Here is a 17,455-nt window from a genome sequence, read left to right on the forward strand (position 1 = left end):
TACGAAGGATGTGTATTTTTGGGACTATTTAAAACTAATCCGGACACCCATGTCTCCCCTGGCTACATACGAACAACAGATATATGATTATAAAGGAGCTATTTCCCAACTGCAACGCACATTGAGTATCCTTGGCTGGACTAGACTGGCTTTCTTTGCCCTGGCATTATTTTGCGGGTACAAGTTTTTCAGCATGCATTTCGACCTTAGCTGGCTGGTTGCCGCATTGGTTATGCTGGCAGGGTTTGTTGTGACGTTGGTGCGTTATCTCTCATTACAGGAGAAGCAGACATTGCTGAAAGCCCTGCTCAACCTGAATGAGAAAGAATGGCAGCTGGGCGGTACAGGACAGTCGGGTTTTGACGATGGCGTACGTTTTTCGGATGAGCAGCATCCTTTTACAGGAGATCTGGATGTATTTGGGCATGCTTCGCTATATACACATATCAACCGCACAGGCACGCTGATGGGAGGTGTAGCACTGGCAGATGCGCTGAAGTTACCATTGAAAGAGGAAGTGGAGATCAGGTTGCATCAGGACGTGATACGGGAACTTGCGCCCCGGGTGAAATTCAGGCAGCTGATCACAGCACATGCGTCACTGACGGGAGAGCAGTCAGAAGATGTAGCCGGATTGTACAAATGGTTATCCCTGCCGCTGGAGTTTATTAATAAGCGCTGGCTGAATATTGCGCGCTGGCTGATGCCAGCCCTGCTAGCTGGAGGCGCCGTGTTTTATTTCATAACTAACGAGTATTACCTTTTTACATTTTTCCTGTGTGTGAACTGGCTGATCCTGGGTATGCATGTGAAGAAAGTGAATGCCCAGCATCAGCTGATATCCAATAAGGAGAAGACGTTTGGCAAGTTTGCCCTGTTATTGCAGCTGATCAGTGCAGAAGATGCCGGTAAGGCAGTATTGCTGAAAGAGAAGCAGGAACAGGCAAAAGCCGCGAATACCGCTTTACACCAGCTGGCCAGGATCTGTAATGCACTGGACCAGCGTCTGAACCTGCTGGTAGGTGTGGTATTGAATTCATTTTTATTATACGATCTGCATTGTGCCTTTGCCATAGAGAAATGGAAGGCGCAGCACAAAGATGATGTCAAAGGCTGGCTGGATGTGATTGCCCGTATGGAAGTGTGGAACAGTATGGCCACATTTGCATATAATCATCCTGAATATATCTATCCGGAGGTGACGGGGGAAAGCTCCAGATTGATTGCAACCGGTGTGGGGCATCCATTGATTCCGGCGTCGGAGTGTATCCGGAATGGAATCAGTATTGGTGATCCGCAGCAGTTCCTGATCATTACAGGATCGAATATGAGCGGCAAGAGCACCTTCCTTCGTAGCGTAGGTAGTAATCTGCTGCTGGCGATGTGCGGAATGCCGGTATGTGCAGAAAGCTTCAGCTGCAGCCCTATGCAGATAATGACCTCGATGCGTATCAAGGATTCCATTGCGAAGCATACCTCTTATTTCCAGGCAGAGTTGTTAAGGCTGCAGCAAATAGTGGAAGTACTGAAAGGGGGGACACGGGTATTTATCCTGCTGGATGAGATCCTGAAAGGCACCAATTCAGAAGATAAATTATCTGGTTCCCGTCGTCTGATCGAGCATTTCCTGCAATATCACTGCCTGGGAATGATCGCTACCCATGACCTGGAGCTGGGACATCTGGAGGACACTTATCCGCAGCGTATCCGCAATTACTGTTTTGAAAGCACTATCAAGGATGACCAGCTGTTCTTTGATTATCGTATCAGGGAAGGGGTGGCGCGTAATAAGAATGCGACGTTCCTGATGCAGAAGATGGAAATAATATGATTTGGGAAATAGCTAACTAATTTAGTAATTTTACTAAAAATATTAGCTGTATGACCTTGCCATTTCAGGAGGGGATACCTGAAAATCCCTACTATAAAGGACGTGGAGCCCAATTGAATCCTAAGAACAAATTTCTCAGGAATGAGTATGTGCAGGAGCATTCTGAGGGCATTGATGAGTGGTGGCAGGCGGATGTGCCTACCCAGATCCTGGAGGAACATGCAAAGACGCTGGTCAATAAGGTGGATAGCCCGGATGTAGGGATGTGGTATTCAATGAACCCTTACCAGGGATGTGAGCATGGCTGTATATATTGTTATGCACGTAATGCTCATCAGTTCTGGGGGATGAGTGCGGGACTGGATTTTGAGCGAAAGATTGTGGTGAAGCGGAATGCGCCTGAGTTATTAAAGAAGTTCCTCGATAATAAGAACTGGGTACCGAAGCCGATATCCTTGTCCGGCAATACGGATTGCTACCAGCCACTGGAGCGAAAAATGTTTCTTACCCGCCAGCTGCTGGCCATTGCACTGGAATATAAACAACCCGTCGGGATTATTACAAAGAACTCGCTGGTACTAAGGGATAAGTATATCCTGCAGCAGCTGGCGCGCCATGACCTGGTATGTGTATATGTTTCGCTGACGACGATGCAGGAAGACCTGCGTCAGAAGATGGAGCCCCGTACCACTACAGCAGCGCAGCGTTTGAAAATAGTGAAGGAGCTGAGTGAGCTGGGTATTCCGGTAGGGGTAATGACCGCTCCGATGATACCTGGATTGAACGATCACGAGATGCCGGCTTTACTGGAAGCAGCGGCGGCAAATGGTGCGAAGTTTGCAGGGTATACGGTCGTTCGGCTGAACGATGCGGTGAAGATCATTTTCAATGACTGGTTATATAAGAACTTTCCTGACAGGGCCGATAAGGTCTGGCATCTTATAGAGAGTATGCATGGAGGTAATGTGAACGATAGTGACTTTGGTCGCAGGATGAGGGGAGAGGGCAATATTGCAGACCTTATCAGGCAGCAGTTCAGGGTACACACGAAAAAACTCGGGCTCAATCAGGAGCGGTTTGAGTTTAACACGTCGTTGTTTGAGCGTCCGCAGGTGCAATTGAAGTTGTTTTAATATAACTGGTGACAAATGCGATAGGCAAAGACCGGAGAACATATAAAGGTCGGTGCCTCGTTTGCCGTGACGGCAGTTCTTTCATAGAATGGAGACAGAAAGCAGGTGTAAATACCAGTGAGCGTTTGATCTATTAGCCTATCAGGACAAGTTGAGTGGCTGGTGTTATTAGAGCTGCCAAGGTTATTTTACCCGTCTGCAAAAACGCTGACAAAGCACAAAGCATATAAAGTATTGATACGCATACTCATTCAAGGTATACATGCCTGTTAACAAAAAATTGATGAGGATATAGAAAAAGTTTATTAGGGAAAATGCGGAAATAAAAAAAATAAAAAATACCTTTGTGCAAGCAATAAATGAAATGAAACGCAATCTAAAACATACTATTTCGGCGGCCTCCTGTAAGCAAAAGCAGGTCAGAAATGGTTTGCGGACATGTTGCACCAATTGTTAACGAAGATTAAGTTATCAAATGATATAACAAAGGTCCTGCAGGAATTGCGGGACCTTTTGCTTTAGAAGCATCTAAACAATGACTGAGCAAGACAACTGTGTGATAACTGTAATGTATACGTATCGTCAGGTAAAGCCTGCGATCATTGTACGAAAGGAAGGCTTCTCCTTAGGGAGGCTTAATGGGCGTGGTATATAGCGACATACTGATTATGTATATGCTACCCGGCCCATTTGATGGAGCCGGGTTTTTTATTTTTATTTTATAAATGCTGTTATGTGCCATAGCCATACAGAAAGTGGAGCTGGTCAGGTGCATAACCCCAAATTGAGAGATCATGAGAAACGTAATTCAATCAGTAAGAGAGGCATTGCTTACCAACTTCAGGGAGTTAGATACCTGGTTCGAAAAAGACTTCGACCTGTTACACTTTAAACCGGATACAGACCAGTGGAATATCCGGGAAGTGCTGGAGCATATCAGCCTGACCAACTATTTTCTGTTGCTTATTATTAATAAAAGCACCCGAAGGGCGCTGGACCGGAAAGCTGCCGCTAATTCCATTATTATACCGGCAGATTACATGGAGAAGTTTGATAAGATCGATGTGATAAGTGACCGTTCCTTCCAATGGGTAAGATCTGAACATCTGGAGCCAAGTGGCTTGCAGGATATGAGAGATATCAGAACGCTGCTGAAACAACAGTTTGCACAGTGTATGTATAATCTCAGTTTACTGAAAAACGGAGAGGGAATGCTGGTGTTAACAAATATGTCAGTGAACCATCTTGGTAAACTGGATATCTACCAGTATATCTATTTCCTTACAAAGCATATTGAGCGTCACATCCGCCAGATGCAGCGCCTTGAAAGCGAATATGCTGGTACGGTAGCAGAAGGAGCCACTCAAAATATCATGAATGCTGCTGATGAAGAAGCAGCAAGCATGTTATTAATATAACTAAGGTCGACCACTTTTTATCTGTTGATTTGGATACCCTGTGGCAATTAAGCATTAGGAATTAAGAATTAAGAATTTGCCAGACATCTGTATTATGAGTATAAATAAATGAGATGACGGCAAAGAGCTTATAGAGACAGGCCTGTTGTCGGAGAGAAAGGAAATTATACTTAATTCCTAATTCTTGATTCCTAATTTATCTGTCGCTGATAGGAAAAAAAGTGCAAAAAAATTGTTAAAGTCAAAATATTATTTCTATATTTGCACTATCATTAACGACTAAACTATTTAAAACATGCTCAATAAACACATTCAAATGAACACAGCGCCAGTATCCTTCGCGGAGGGTCGTGGCAACGAGTTCCGGGCATGTAATAGTTTTATGTAAAGGAGATTAATTCGTACATATAACAAGCCCCGGGACAAGCGCCCGGGGCTTTTTCTTTTCAGCAAAACTGGATGAAAGGCGAACGGATAAAAAGACATAAAAGCCACGGACATTCTGCGGAATGGAGCATAGCACTGATGTTATCAATGCTACATGGACCAGGTATGCTATGACGTAGTATATACGTGATAGTTATATAACCCGGTCTGCCATCAGCTGACCGGGTTTTTTTATGACATTTTGGATTGAGTAGGTACAATTAGTTAACGTAAAGCGGGGTAATCCTGCCCCGCTTAAAATTTACGATTATTCACAATTAAGATATTTTGTTTCATCTTCATTTGCATTAACCCCCTCATCGTTGTCAATACCGGGCGCCAGGAGCGTTCCGGTATATGATAACCCATTGAAACATGTACATTTGCAGACTTATTTGAACAGCATGGATAATATTTTACAGCAGCGGGTGATCGGAGGAGATAATATTTTCGGGAATGGATTGCTGGAGAGCAGACCTTTCTATCTGTATTATTTTAATGCCATACCTAATGTAAGTTTTGTATACACTATAAACGGAGAGAAATCCCTGGCCGCATTTAAAAAGGCCTATGAAAAGGATATAGTGAAGATATACACCAGAGAAGAGATCGGCGACAAAGACAGAGAATACAAGCATGATATTGCACTGATCGTACTGAACAATGAAACAATCATAGAGTTCGGGGACGATTACTGCGAAATCCTGCACAACGGGAAATCAACCGCCTTTGTGAATGAAGTCACCAGTCTCGTAAAAAAATACCGTACCCGGGAGAAAAGAAAAAAGTTTGAGATCAATCTGATCACTTCCGGCGAACGTGGACTGACCCTGAAAGCGATGGAGTTTAAGCGGACTAAGCTCGACCTCTCTGTCTACTACGAAGATGATTTTCGGGCTATTGATCAGTTGATCTACAAACGCCTGAATACCAATGATGATAAAGGGATCGTGCTGTTACACGGCGTACCAGGAACCGGAAAGACCACTTACCTGCGCTACCTGATCGGCAGGCTGAAGAAGCGTGTCCTGTTCCTGTCACCTTCGGTAGCGGCTAACCTGATGCAACCGGATTTTATCGATCTGTTGATTGATAATCCGAATACCATACTGGTCATAGAGGATGCAGAGAACATTATCATGGACAGGAAGACAACCGGGAATTCCTCTGTCTCGAACCTGCTGAACCTGTCTGATGGTTTGCTGGCTGACTGTATGAATGTGCAGGTGATCTGTACTTTTAACAGTGATCTTTCCCAGATAGATAGTGCGCTATTACGTAAGGGCAGGCTGATCGCCAAATATGAGTTTGGTAAGCTGTCGGTGAACAAAGCGCAGCAACTCTCTGCAAAACAAGGCTTTGAGACCGTTGTGTCCCAGCCAATGACCATTGCTGAAGTGATGAACCAGCATGAACCTTCCTTTGAGAAAAAGGAAATCCCAATCGGCTTCCGCGCCAGACTCTAAATACCTGATACCAATTGCAGATGTGTGCTCCGGTGCGCATTTGTAATTGGTGCTTTATTGTCTATAAAATTGGTAGACTAATTCTCGGAAATATTGTAATATTGTTTTGATTTCGCTCCGTTGGCCACCAGACAATAGAGAAAACCCGTAATTCGAAACATTATTCGCGTGCATCTAAATCACATGGCATGGGCCGTTCCGCTATTCCTTGGATTGATGGGAATTGAGTATCTGGTGGCAAGGAAAACAGGAAAAAACTATTTCGGCTTTAGTAGCTCCGTCAGCAACATTAACGTGGGTATCGCAGAAAGACTGCTCGATACCTTTACTGTAGGTATTTTTTACTTCATTTATGAATACCTGCATACGCATTTCGGCATTTTCAACATCCGCTCCAGCGTTCTGTTGTGGGTCGCCCTGCTTATCCTTACTGACTTTATCTGGTATTGGTACCACCGGTGGGCGCATGAAGTGAACTTGCTTTGGGCGGCGCATGTAGTACATCATCAAAGCGAGGATTTTAACTATACGGTTTCAGCCCGCATTACTGTATTTCAGGCATTCTTCCGGATGTGTTTCTGGTCGGTGCTGCCCATTCTGGGCTTTCCTCCGGCAATGATCATCAGTGTGCAGCTCGTACATGGCATCTATCCATTTTTCATACATACCCGGACAATCGGCAAATTGGGTGTACTGGAGTATATTTTTGTCACTCCTTCCCATCACCGCGTGCATCATGCTTCCAATGAGAAATACCTCGACAAGAACTATGGTGATGTGTTTATCATATGGGACATGCTATTCGGCACATTTGTCTCAGAAGAGGAGGAACCCGAATATGGACTGACCAAACCACTTGATACCCATAGTTTTCTATGGCAGCATTTTCATTTTATACTTGAAATCTTCTACACACTAAAACAAACAAAGGGATTCAAAGCCCGCTGGAAAGTAGTATTTGGCAAGCCAGACAATATAGATCCTGCTATTCGTCCGAAGCTGGAAGCGCGTTATTTATTCCGAGGTCCTATAGAACAGGGCTCCCGCAAACTACAGCAGTATGTAGTCTGGCAGGTAGGGGTAATACTGGTTGTCTTATTCCTCTTCTTGTTATTTGAGCACTACGTACCTGTATTTGTACAGGCATGCACATCCCTGGTCATTTTCCTGACCCTGATCAATAGCGGCGCCATATTGGAACAGCGACGCTGGGTATTTTTCCTGGAATATGCCCGTTTACTGGTGACGTTTGCCGCCTTGTTTTATATCTGGCCACATCCGCTGCTGCTACTGGTGTTGGCTATTGTGCAGCTACCATTTTTTCTGTACAGGTCCAGTCTGGAAAAAAGGTATCTGCGACTGGTATACGGTACACGGACTTAATGCCTGGGCATAGTGGTGCATAGCAACTTGCGGGCAAGATGTATACGGCTTTTGATGGTACCCATCGGCTCATGCAGCATTTCAGCTATTTCATGGTATTTGAAGCCATCGCAATATAACAGCAATGGTTTCTTAAAAGATAAAGGGAGCTTATAAAGGGTTCCCTTTATTTCTTTTGTGCTGAGCATGTTTTCGGCATTGACCTCGGCCTGTGTGTTGTTGGTAATATTGGGCGTTATTTCTGACGCAGAAGAATACTTGGCGGCACGTCGGTATTCATTGATGAATAGATTGCGCATAATAGTATACAGCCAGGCGCGAATATTACTGCCTTCCAGGTATTTGTCTTTGTTCTTCAATGCTTTGTATAAAGTTTCCTGGTAAAGATCTTTGGCTGCTTCGGGATCTTTGGTCAAAGCCATAGCGACAGGCTTAAGAAAATCTGCATTTTCCAGTAAATGAGTCTGAAATGTGGAAAAACTCATGGTTTTGGGGATGTTGTAGTTTGGGATTGATGTACAGTTGTGCTGACGGCGGGGCCGACAATTATAAGATACAAACGTAGAAACGGTGGGCCGTGGATTGAGAAAAGGGCGAAATTTCTATCATACAATCGGAATTTGGTTAATGTATTTGGTTTTCACTGGCGTAACATTTATATCTTATTTTTAATAGCTTTGCTTCCCAGTTGTATTAAATGATTACTGCCAATTCTAAGCGTTAAAAAACTATATATCGGGCCTGCATTAATTATCAACCAAAGCCGGTGTGAGAAACTACATGGATGAGAAACTAATCAATGTGACGGCCTGCCGCATAGACAAATGTACTTGAATGAATGACTTTGATTTTTTGATAGTCGGCAGTGGATTGTTCGGGGCTGTATTTGCCCATGAATGCCATAAAGCCGGAAAAAAGGTGTTGGTAATAGACCGACGTCAGCATAGTGGAGGGAATGTCTATTGTGAGCATGTCAACGGAATTAATGTACATAAGTATGGCGCGCATATTTTCCATACTAATGACAAGCCTATATGGGATTATGTCAATTCCTTTGTAGGATTCAATAACTACGTCAATTCTCCATTGGCGGTCTACAAAGACGAACTATATAACCTTCCGTTCAATATGAATACCTTCCACCAGTTATGGAAGGTAAGAACTCCGCAGGAGGCCAGGGCCAAGATTACCGAACAGGTAGCCGCATTGCAGATCAATGATCCTCAGAACCTGGAAGAGCAGGCCTTGTCACTGGTAGGGACAGATATTTATGAGAAACTGATCAAAGGATATACAGAAAAGCAGTGGGGACGGAAGGCAAGTGAATTGCCCGCTTTCATTATTAAAAGGCTGCCATTACGCTTTACGTATAATAATAATTACTTTAATGACCGCTACCAGGGTATTCCGGTTGGTGGGTATAACCAGTTGACAGACAGACTACTGGAGGGCATTGAAGTAAGATTAGGCATTGATTTCTTTTCTGCACGTGAAGCATTGACGGCGCTGGCCAAGACAGTTGTGTTTACTGGTCAGCTGGACGAGTTCTATAATTACCGTTTTGGAATGCTGCAATACCGGAGTCTGCGTTTTGAACACGAGCAGCTGGAGATAGATAATTATCAGGGGAATGCGGTAGTGAATTATACCGAGCGTGAAGTACCGTTTACCAGGATCATCGAACATAAGCACTTTGAGTTTGGCCAGCAGCCGTCTACAGTCATTACCAGGGAGTATCCGGAGGAATGGAAAAAAGGGCTGGAGCCGTATTATCCTATTAATGATGATATTAATGGGAAGATATACAAACAGTATAAGGAGCTGGCAGATCAAGAAACCAACGTGATCTTTGGGGGCAGACTGGCCGAATACAGGTATTATGATATGCACCAGGTTGTCGCGTCGGCTCTTCATACGGTGAGATTACATCTGAAATAAACGAATCAACCAATAACGGAACATTTACTTCAATGATCCAGATCTACAAGAACACCAGAATCTATGTCATGGCGCCCTCTAATATTGCGTCCGGAGGGCCGGAACTTCTACATCAGCTGGCGTACAAGCTGGAAAAGCTGGGATATGATGCCGTTATCTACTACACACCGGACGTTGAGAACCCTGTACATCCCAACTACACGAAATATCACTGTAAATACGTGACCACCCTGGAGGATCGGGAAGAGCATGTGCTGATCATGCCTGAGATCTACTTCTTCAGGACCGGCCATTTTAAAAATATACGTAAATGTGCCTGGTGGCTGAGTGTGGATAACCTTTTTAAGACCAAAGGAGAGCCTAAGCATTATCGCTATCTGAAGAAATTGGGGCTTAATGCTCTGTTTATCAAGGCTATAATGGTTGGGCAGATAAAAGGTCGGTTCACCTATCACCTCGCGCAGTCACACTATGCGATCGACTTTATCCGGAAATGGGGGATGGAGGCGGATTATCTCTCGGACTATCTGAGTGAAGGCCTTTTAAAGCAGTCCAGGGAAAATAACGGGGTTGTTAAAAAGCCCCAGATCCTCTATAATCCATTGAAAGGACTGGCTTTTACGGAGAAAATTATGGCGGCACTTCCGGAGGCCACATGGATACCGTTACAAAAGCTGACACCAGTACAGGTAGGAGAGCTGTTGAACGAATCCATGGTGTACATTGACTTTGGAGAGCACCCAGGCAAGGATCGTTTCCCCAGAGAGGCAGCTATTTACAGATGTTGTGTCATTACTGGCACCAGGGGTTCTGCTGCTTTTCAGGAGGATGTACCGATACCAGCACAATATAAAGTTGAGGATAAGGATGAGAATATTCCAAAGATAGTTAACATGATAAAGTCTTGTTTATCAGATTATAACAGGCATATTGAGAATTTTGAGTCTTACAGACAATGGATATATGGGGAGGAAGCAGGTTTTGAAAGGGATATAAAGACATTGTTCATCAGACAATAATAATCGGGAAAACATAAAAGGATCTCCAGGCGGGATCCTTTTTTTATGCTTTAATAAGGCCGTATTTGTAACATATAGGCTGCACCTGCGTTTGATTTATATATAAAGGCTTTCGTACTTATTGGTACTTGAGTATAAACTACTAAGACTGCTTACATATTTAATAGCGGTAAAATCTACATATAGCAATTATTTTGTTGGTTTCCACTATGTTAATATTTATATGTTATTTTTAATAGATTTGCACCGGATTTTCCGTATTTGGGCTCCAGGGCTTTGAGGAGGAACGGAATTGATATTTATTAATCCTAATATTTGTTACTCGAATAATTCATGTGGAAGAAAATATTACTGCTACAACTGTTATTGTTATGTACCGCTTTATGTGTTCACGGGCAAATATCAGGCATGTCTCCGTCTCAAATGAGCCAGATAAAAGTTGATAATTTAAGTGATGATCAGATCAGGCAGCTGGTAGCTCAGATGAAGCAAAATAATGTAAGTTACTCCCAGATAGATGGTTATGCTTCACAGCGAGGTATACCTGACGCCGAAGTTGTCAAACTGAAAGCCAGGATCAATCAACTCAATCTTGATACAGAATTAGCATCTCCCACAACTAATGATGCAGGTAAAATAACTGACGGTGCAGACAGGGCATATAATGACAGTGCGGATACTATCAGGAATCCGCAGGACTCTGAAAGAGAGCGCCGTCGCAAAAGGATATTTGGCTCTGAACTGTTTGGTAACAAGAATCTGACTTTTGAGCCTAATCTGCGTATGCCTACGCCAGCCAATTATAAGATCGCAGCAGATGATGAACTGATCATCGACGTTTATGGATATTCTGAAGTACAACATTCGCTGAAAGTAACTCCTGAGGGATATATCAGGATACCCTACCTCGGACCGGTGTATGTGAACGGGCTGACTATGGAGGAAGCTCGCACCCGTATTACAAAGCAGTTGAGCACCATATATGGAGGCATTAAAGAGGGGAATACATCTGTGCAGGTATCACTTGGTAATATTCGTAGTATTCGTATCACGATCATCGGGGAAATTATGCGTCCGGGCACATATACACTACCATCCCTGGCCACTGTAGCTAATGCATTGTACGTATCAGGTGGTCCCAGTGAAAATGGCTCATTCAGAGATATTGATGTAATAAGAAATGGCAAAAGGGTAGCCACTTTCGATCTGTATGATTTTCTGCTGAATGGAGACCTCAAAAATAACATAGTATTACAGGAGCAGGATGTTGTGAAGGTGTCTCCTTATAAGCTGAGAGTGGAGCTTGAAGGTGAGGTTAAAAGACCTGCCATTTTTGATGTGAAGAATAATGAAAGTTTACAGACTGTAATAGAATTTGCGGGCGGATTTACTGATAATTCCTACAAAGACGTTATTCGTGCTTTACGTGTTAACAGTAAGTCGAGAGAACTTGTAAATATTCCATATGATTCATTGACTAGTTTTAAAGTTAGATCAGGTGATAAATTCGTTATAGACTCTATAGCCCGCCGTTATACCAATCGTGTTTCCATAGCAGGAGCGGTGTTTCATCCGGGTGAGTACGCACTCGAGGATGGCATGACAGTGAAAGATCTGATCGGCCGTGCTGATGGTATTCTTGAAATAGCCGCCACTACGCGTGGCCTTATTCGCAGGTTACAGGACGATTATACGCCAGCTTTTATCAACTTTAATGTTGCAGATGTTGTATCGGGTAAAACATCAGTGAAACTGCAACGTGAAGATAGTGTGGTGATATTTTCCAAATTATCCATCCGCGAGCCATATGTGGTTAAAATACAGGGAGAGGTAAACCAGCCAGGTTATTTTAGTTATGGAGACAGTATGAGACTGGAAGACCTGATCCTGATGGCAGGAGGCCTGAAGGATGCAGCCAGTTTAAAACATGTTGAAATTGCACGTCGTATCCGTACATCAGGATCTTACGATTCAGCAGATGTGAGAATGTCTATTACAGAACAGTTTGACATTAGCGCTGATCTTGCGGGAAATGCTGCGGGCAATTATATCCTGCAACCATTTGATGAAATAACAGTACGCAGATCTCCATCTTATAACCAACAGTTGAATATATCTCTGGAAGGACAGGTTGTTTATCCTGGTAATTACACCATCACTACAAAAAGGGAGCGCATTTCCGATGTGATTAAAAGAGCGGGAGGACTGCGTCCTGAAGCATCAGCAGAAGGTGCATTGTTATTGAGAAGAACCTATTCAACAGAAAGTGACAGTACTTTCCTGTTGAGGAAACTGGAGATATTCAATAATACAGTAGAAGATAGTCTGGCTGCTGCTAAAACCCGTGCAGCAATACAGCGTAATCAACAGCTGCTCGGTATTCAGCTGGAAGAGATAATGGCTCATCCTGGTTCAAAATATGACTTTTATCTTGAAGAGGGCGATGTGATCAGAATACCTAAAAAGCTCCAGACAGTACAGCTTTTTGGAGAGATCTATTTTCCAAAGAAAGTCAGGTATGACAACAGCGTCTCTTTCAGGACATACATCAGGAACGCAGGCGGTTTCACCTCTCAGGCACTGAAACGCAGGAGCTATGTTGTATTCGCCAATGGTGAGGTAAAAAGTACCAAAAGACTTTTATTCTTTAATAAGTATCCAAAGGTGAAGCCAGGAGCAGAAATATATGTTCCGACAAAACCTGAACGTAAAGGTTTGACAGCTGCGGCTACGGTAGGGTTTGCAAGTGCACTGGCATCTCTTGCCCTGGTAGTTGTCACTATCATTAACACGACCAAATAAGCTGATTCCATATAAAAGGACAAAGTCAGCATCCTAGATTTTTAATGCACTAAACTACATGGAAGTACCGAATGACGCTTTAAAGAAAAGCGATGACATATCCTTGAAAGAGCTGGTATTGAAACTACTTAGCTGGTGTAAATATCTGCTTAGCAAATGGTTGATCATATGCATAATGGGGCTGCTAGGGGCTGGCCTGGGGCTTGTTTTTTCTTTATTCAGCAAACAGAAATATATCGGTGCGTTAACTTTTGTAGTGGAGGATACTAAACCCGGAGGTCTTGCAGCTTATGCCGGTCTGGCAGGCCAGTTTGGTATAGACCTGGGTGGCGGAGGAAGTGGTATTTTCGAAGGAGAGAATATCATGGGCTTTCTGCGCTCAAGATTTATTGTAGAGAAAGCATTGCTGAGTTCAATAGAGGTGAATGGTAAAAGAATGAATCTCGTAACCTGGTACCTGCAACATACAGAATTAGGTGAAAAATTACAGAAAGATACAGTGCTGAGATCAATTACCTATCCGCTGGGGCAGGACCGTAAGCAGTTCAGTTTATTACAGGATAGCTTATTACATATCATTCAGACACGACTGATCACAAAAGAACTGGAAATCAAAAAGCCTGATAAAAAACAAAGCTTTATTGAAGTACGGGCGACTACAGAAAACGAGCTTTTCTCAAAACTCTTTACCGAACGTCTGGTAAGTGAAGCTGCTGATTTTTATACCTATACTAAAACGAAGAGGTCTAAGGTAAATGTTGACAAATTACAATTTCTTGCCGATTCCTTACAAGATCTGCTGAATAAGAAAACCTATGCACTCGCGGCCGTTCAGGACGTCAACCTGAATCCTGTAAGGCAGGTGTCCAACGTTCGCGGAGAGCTGGTGGCGAGGGATAAAGTTGTGCTGCAAACCATGTACGGTGAAGTGATCAAGAATCTGGAGCTGAGTAAGCTGACTATGGCGCAGGAAACGCCGATAGTACAGGTGATAGATGCCCCTATTCTGCCACTTGAGAAAAAGCGGTTTGGCAAGTTAAAAGGTTTGGTGATAGGCGGGTTGTTAGGCGGTTTCTTTATTGTATTTATCCTGGTGTTTAGAAGAATATACCAGGAAATGATGGCACATTAATGCAGTCATCGCGTCATAAAAAGTAAGTGTAGTTAATTAACATATCAATGGAACTGAAGAATAAAAAAGTTTTGGTTACCGGTGCTGATGGATTCATCGGGAGTCATCTTGTAGAGAGACTTTTACAGGAAGGCTGTCATGTGAAGGCATTCGTATATTATAACTCATTCAATAGCTGGGGATGGCTGGACACCTTTTCGAAAGAGACACTTTCTAAACTGGAAGTTTTTGCAGGAGATGTAAGGGATCCCAACGGCGTAAGAACAGCAATGAAAGATGTGGATGTAGTATTCCATCTGGCGGCATTGATAGCCATTCCATTTAGCTACCATTCCCCTGATTCTTACATCGATACGAACATTAAAGGTACCCTTAACATTGTACAGGCTGCAAAAGACCTCGGAATAGAAAGAGTACTTGTTACCTCCACATCAGAAGTATATGGAACTGCCCAGTATATCCCGATCGATGAAAAGCACCCGCGTCAGCCTCAGTCTCCCTATTCTGCATCCAAGATAGGTGCTGATTGCATTGCTGAATCATTCTATCGCAGCTTTCATGTTCCTGTGACCATTGTACGTCCGTTTAATACTTATGGTCCCAGACAGTCTGCAAGGGCAATCATTCCTACCATTATTACACAGCTGCTGAACGGAAGGAAAGAGATCCAGCTTGGCGATCTTACACCAACAAGAGACCTGGTATATGTGAAAGATACTGCCAATGGTTTTGTAGAGATTGCAAAATCTGATGAGCTGGTGGGCCAGGATTGTAACATTGCTACTGAATCAGAGATCAGTGTAGGTGATCTTGCTGAGTTACTCAAGAATATTATCAATCCTGACGTGAAGATCGTACAGGACCCTGCGAGACTGCGCCCGGAAAAAAGCGAGGTGTTCAGATTATATGGCAGCAGGGAAAAAATAACCAGGTATACAAACTGGAAGCAGCAATATACGTTTCAGGATGGTTTGACGGAGACTATAGAGTGGTTTAAGGTAGCAGAGAATCTAAAAGGTTACAAGGCGGATATTTATAACATTTAGTACTTAATGGAAACTTCACATATACTAAACTTTATCAGAACTACTTTTATGGATGCAGACGGTTTTATTCCGCTGCATGCTCCTTTTTTCGGAGGGAGGGAAAAAGAGTACGTTACCGATACGATCGATTCAACCTTTGTTTCTTCTGTGGGCGCATATGTAACCCGCTTCGAAGAAATGATGGCCGAAATAACCGGCGCGCGGTATGCTATTGCAACTGTGAATGGTACAACGGCCCTGCATCTGGCGCTAGTGATAACGGGAGTGAAGTATGGGGATGAAGTGATCACACAGCCGCTTACATTTGTTGCTACGGCAAATGCCATCTCTCATGCGGGTGGTATACCGGTTTTTGTGGATGTGGACAGAGATACAATGGGATTGTCTCCAGCTGCATTGCAGGCATTTCTGGAAGAACATGCTGTAGTGACCGGGAATGGGCAGTGTATGAATAAAACAACGGGAAGAAGAATAGCAGCCTGCATACCTATGCATGCTTTCGGTTTTCCTGTAAGAATAAAAGAGATTGCCGCCATCTGCGCAAAGTACCATATTACACTCATTGAGGATGCCGCAGAATCACTGGGTAGTTACGTAGATGGTGTACATACCGGTGTCTTTGGCAATGTAGGTATATTCAGCTTTAACGGTAACAAAACAGTTACCTGTGGCGGCGGTGGTGCTATTGTCACTAATGATGAAGCATTGGCAAAGAAGGCCAAACATTTGTCAACAACCGCTAAGGTGGCACATCCTTACGAATTTGTACATGATGATGTCGCTTATAACTACAGAATGCCAAATTTGAATGCAGCCCTTGCCTGCGCGCAATTGGAACAGCTGAAAGATATGCTGGCAAACAAGCGTGAGCTGGCGGCGTTATATGCGGATTTCTTTAAAGGATCTGCTGTGAAGTTTGTAACAGAAATGCCTGGTACTACTGCCAATTACTGGCTGAATACCGTGCTTTTTGCTGATCGTGATCAACAACAGGCATTTCTGACAGAAAGTAATAATAGCAAGGTAATGACAAGGCCTATCTGGCGCCTTATGAACAAACTGCCTATGTACGCAGGATGTCAGCATGGCGATCTGTCAAATGCAGAATGGCTGGAAGAAAGAGTAGTGAATATACCGAGTAGTGTAAGGAAAATGTTATAACTGCAATCAGCTGATCACTAAAAAGGAACATTAATGAACGGAAAGCTTCCAGGAAACATATTTCTCTACGGGGCGGGAGGGCATGCAAAGGTGATACTTGAATTGCTTGAGTTGAATGGTCTTTCCTGTACTGGTATCTATGACGAATATGCTGGAAAAAAGCAACTGCTCGGCTATACCGTTTCTGAGATCTTAGATGATGCTTATAAACAGCCAGGGGCTGCTTTAATCATTGCAGTTGGTAATAATAAAATCAGGAAACAGTTAGCGTATTCGCTGGCAGCTGAATGGGGAATGGTGATTCATCCTGCTGCTAACATCTCATCCCGAAGCAGTATTGGTAAAGGTAGTGTGGTAATGGCTGGTGTAAGCATCAATAGTGAAGCCAGCATTGGCCAGCATTGTATTATTAATACCAATAGCGCTGTTGACCATGATTGCCGTATCGACGATTATGTACATATTTCGCCTAACGCGGCCCTCGCCGGAAGCGTGCAGGTAGGAGAGGGGACACATATAGGCATTGGAGCCACCGTGATCCAGGGGATTAAAATTGGTAAATGGGCGACTGTCGGAGCAGGTACTGTTGTCATCAGGGATATACCTGACTATGCGACGGTAGTTGGTAATCCTGGCAGAATTATCAGGATCAATGGTCCGGAGGATGCCGGGCTGTAATCTGGAACAAAGAAAAGATCAA

At 43.5% G+C, this 17,455-nt stretch carries 13 protein-coding genes; 12 read left to right on the forward strand and 1 reads right to left on the reverse strand.

Annotated elements, in window-relative coordinates; translation table 11 throughout:
- Positions 1–49: 49 nt before the first annotated feature.
- From GWR21_RS20950 to GWR21_RS20970, 5 genes are all read left to right on the forward strand, one after another.
- Positions 50–1,831 carry a MutS-related protein gene (locus GWR21_RS20950; RefSeq protein WP_162333633.1) on the forward strand — a complete coding sequence of 594 codons (1,782 nt, stop codon included), beginning with the start codon at positions 50–52 and terminating at the stop codon, positions 1,829–1,831.
- A gap of 50 nt (positions 1,832–1,881) precedes the next feature.
- Entirely contained in the window at positions 1,882–2,964 is a 1,083-nt protein-coding gene (locus GWR21_RS20955) for a PA0069 family radical SAM protein (RefSeq protein WP_162333634.1), read from the forward strand.
- Between the two features lie 794 nt (positions 2,965–3,758).
- On the forward strand, positions 3,759–4,382 hold the full coding sequence (locus GWR21_RS20960; RefSeq protein WP_162333635.1) for a DinB family protein: 624 nt from the start codon (positions 3,759–3,761) through the stop codon (positions 4,380–4,382).
- Between the two features lie 830 nt (positions 4,383–5,212).
- Positions 5,213–6,274 carry an AAA family ATPase gene (locus tag GWR21_RS20965; protein WP_238429924.1) on the forward strand — a complete coding sequence of 354 codons (1,062 nt, stop codon included), beginning with the start codon at positions 5,213–5,215 and terminating at the stop codon, positions 6,272–6,274.
- Between the two features lie 183 nt (positions 6,275–6,457).
- Positions 6,458–7,657, forward strand: a complete 1,200-nt coding sequence (locus tag GWR21_RS20970; RefSeq protein WP_202929130.1) for a sterol desaturase family protein — start codon at positions 6,458–6,460, stop codon at positions 7,655–7,657.
- On the opposite strand, the gene GWR21_RS20975 is transcribed toward GWR21_RS20970, so the two are convergent.
- On the reverse strand, positions 7,654–8,142 hold the full coding sequence (locus GWR21_RS20975; protein ID WP_162333638.1) for an RNA polymerase sigma factor: 489 nt from the start codon (positions 8,140–8,142) through the stop codon (positions 7,654–7,656). The genes GWR21_RS20970 and GWR21_RS20975 overlap by 4 nt on opposite strands.
- 349 nt (positions 8,143–8,491) lie before the next feature.
- On the opposite strand from GWR21_RS20975, the gene glf reads away from it, so the two are divergent.
- The 7 genes from glf (at position 8,492) to GWR21_RS21010 (ending at position 17,433) form a co-directional block, all read left to right on the forward strand.
- The gene (gene glf, locus GWR21_RS20980; protein WP_162333639.1) at positions 8,492–9,595 is read left to right on the forward strand and encodes a UDP-galactopyranose mutase; all 1,104 of its coding nucleotides are present in this window, start codon (positions 8,492–8,494) and stop codon (positions 9,593–9,595) included.
- 32 nt (positions 9,596–9,627) lie between these two features.
- Positions 9,628–10,614, forward strand: coding sequence for a hypothetical protein (locus tag GWR21_RS20985; RefSeq protein WP_162333640.1), 987 nt, complete (start codon positions 9,628–9,630; stop codon positions 10,612–10,614).
- 408 nt (positions 10,615–11,022) lie between these two features.
- A complete protein-coding gene (locus tag GWR21_RS20990) occupies positions 11,023–13,416 on the forward strand; it encodes an SLBB domain-containing protein (protein WP_162333641.1) in 2,394 nt (797 codons plus the stop codon).
- Between the two features lie 58 nt (positions 13,417–13,474).
- Positions 13,475–14,548 (forward strand): lipopolysaccharide biosynthesis protein, encoded by a 1,074-nt coding sequence (locus GWR21_RS20995; protein WP_162333642.1) that lies wholly within the window; start codon positions 13,475–13,477, stop codon positions 14,546–14,548.
- A 47-nt stretch (positions 14,549–14,595) separates the two neighbouring features.
- Positions 14,596–15,594, forward strand: coding sequence for an NAD-dependent 4,6-dehydratase LegB (locus GWR21_RS21000; protein ID WP_162333643.1), 999 nt, complete (start codon positions 14,596–14,598; stop codon positions 15,592–15,594).
- 6 nt (positions 15,595–15,600) lie between these two features.
- A complete protein-coding gene (locus GWR21_RS21005) occupies positions 15,601–16,755 on the forward strand; it encodes a LegC family aminotransferase (protein WP_162333644.1) in 1,155 nt (384 codons plus the stop codon).
- 33 nt (positions 16,756–16,788) lie between these two features.
- Positions 16,789–17,433: an acetyltransferase gene (locus GWR21_RS21010; RefSeq protein ID WP_202928973.1), complete on the forward strand. Its 645-nt coding sequence runs from the start codon at positions 16,789–16,791 to the stop codon at positions 17,431–17,433.
- Positions 17,434–17,455 lie beyond the last annotated feature (22 nt).

Source organism: Chitinophaga agri (assembly GCF_010093065.1).
Taxonomy (GTDB): Bacteria; Bacteroidota; Bacteroidia; order Chitinophagales; family Chitinophagaceae; genus Chitinophaga; species Chitinophaga agri.

Excerpts from the sequence above, each read along its gene's own strand:
- GWR21_RS20960 (WP_162333635.1), top strand. The coding sequence starts at position 3,759 with ATGAGAAACGTAATTCAATCAGTAAGAGAGGCATTGCTTACCAACTTC.
- GWR21_RS21000 (WP_162333643.1), top strand. The coding sequence starts at position 14,596 with ATGGAACTGAAGAATAAAAAAGTTTTGGTTACCGGTGCTGATGGATTC.
- GWR21_RS20950 (WP_162333633.1), top strand. The coding sequence starts at position 50 with ATGTCTCCCCTGGCTACATACGAACAACAGATATATGATTATAAAGGA.
- glf (WP_162333639.1), top strand. The coding sequence starts at position 8,492 with ATGAATGACTTTGATTTTTTGATAGTCGGCAGTGGATTGTTCGGGGCT.
- GWR21_RS21010 (WP_202928973.1), top strand. The coding sequence starts at position 16,789 with ATGAACGGAAAGCTTCCAGGAAACATATTTCTCTACGGGGCGGGAGGG.
- GWR21_RS20965 (WP_238429924.1), top strand. The coding sequence starts at position 5,213 with ATGGATAATATTTTACAGCAGCGGGTGATCGGAGGAGATAATATTTTC.
- GWR21_RS20975 (WP_162333638.1), bottom strand. The coding sequence starts at position 8,142 with ATGAGTTTTTCCACATTTCAGACTCATTTACTGGAAAATGCAGATTTT.
- GWR21_RS20990 (WP_162333641.1), top strand. The coding sequence starts at position 11,023 with ATGTCTCCGTCTCAAATGAGCCAGATAAAAGTTGATAATTTAAGTGAT.
- GWR21_RS20995 (WP_162333642.1), top strand. The coding sequence starts at position 13,475 with ATGGAAGTACCGAATGACGCTTTAAAGAAAAGCGATGACATATCCTTG.
- GWR21_RS20985 (WP_162333640.1), top strand. The coding sequence starts at position 9,628 with ATGATCCAGATCTACAAGAACACCAGAATCTATGTCATGGCGCCCTCT.
- GWR21_RS20970 (WP_202929130.1), top strand. The coding sequence starts at position 6,458 with ATGGCATGGGCCGTTCCGCTATTCCTTGGATTGATGGGAATTGAGTAT.
- GWR21_RS21005 (WP_162333644.1), top strand. The coding sequence starts at position 15,601 with ATGGAAACTTCACATATACTAAACTTTATCAGAACTACTTTTATGGAT.
- GWR21_RS20955 (WP_162333634.1), top strand. The coding sequence starts at position 1,882 with ATGACCTTGCCATTTCAGGAGGGGATACCTGAAAATCCCTACTATAAA.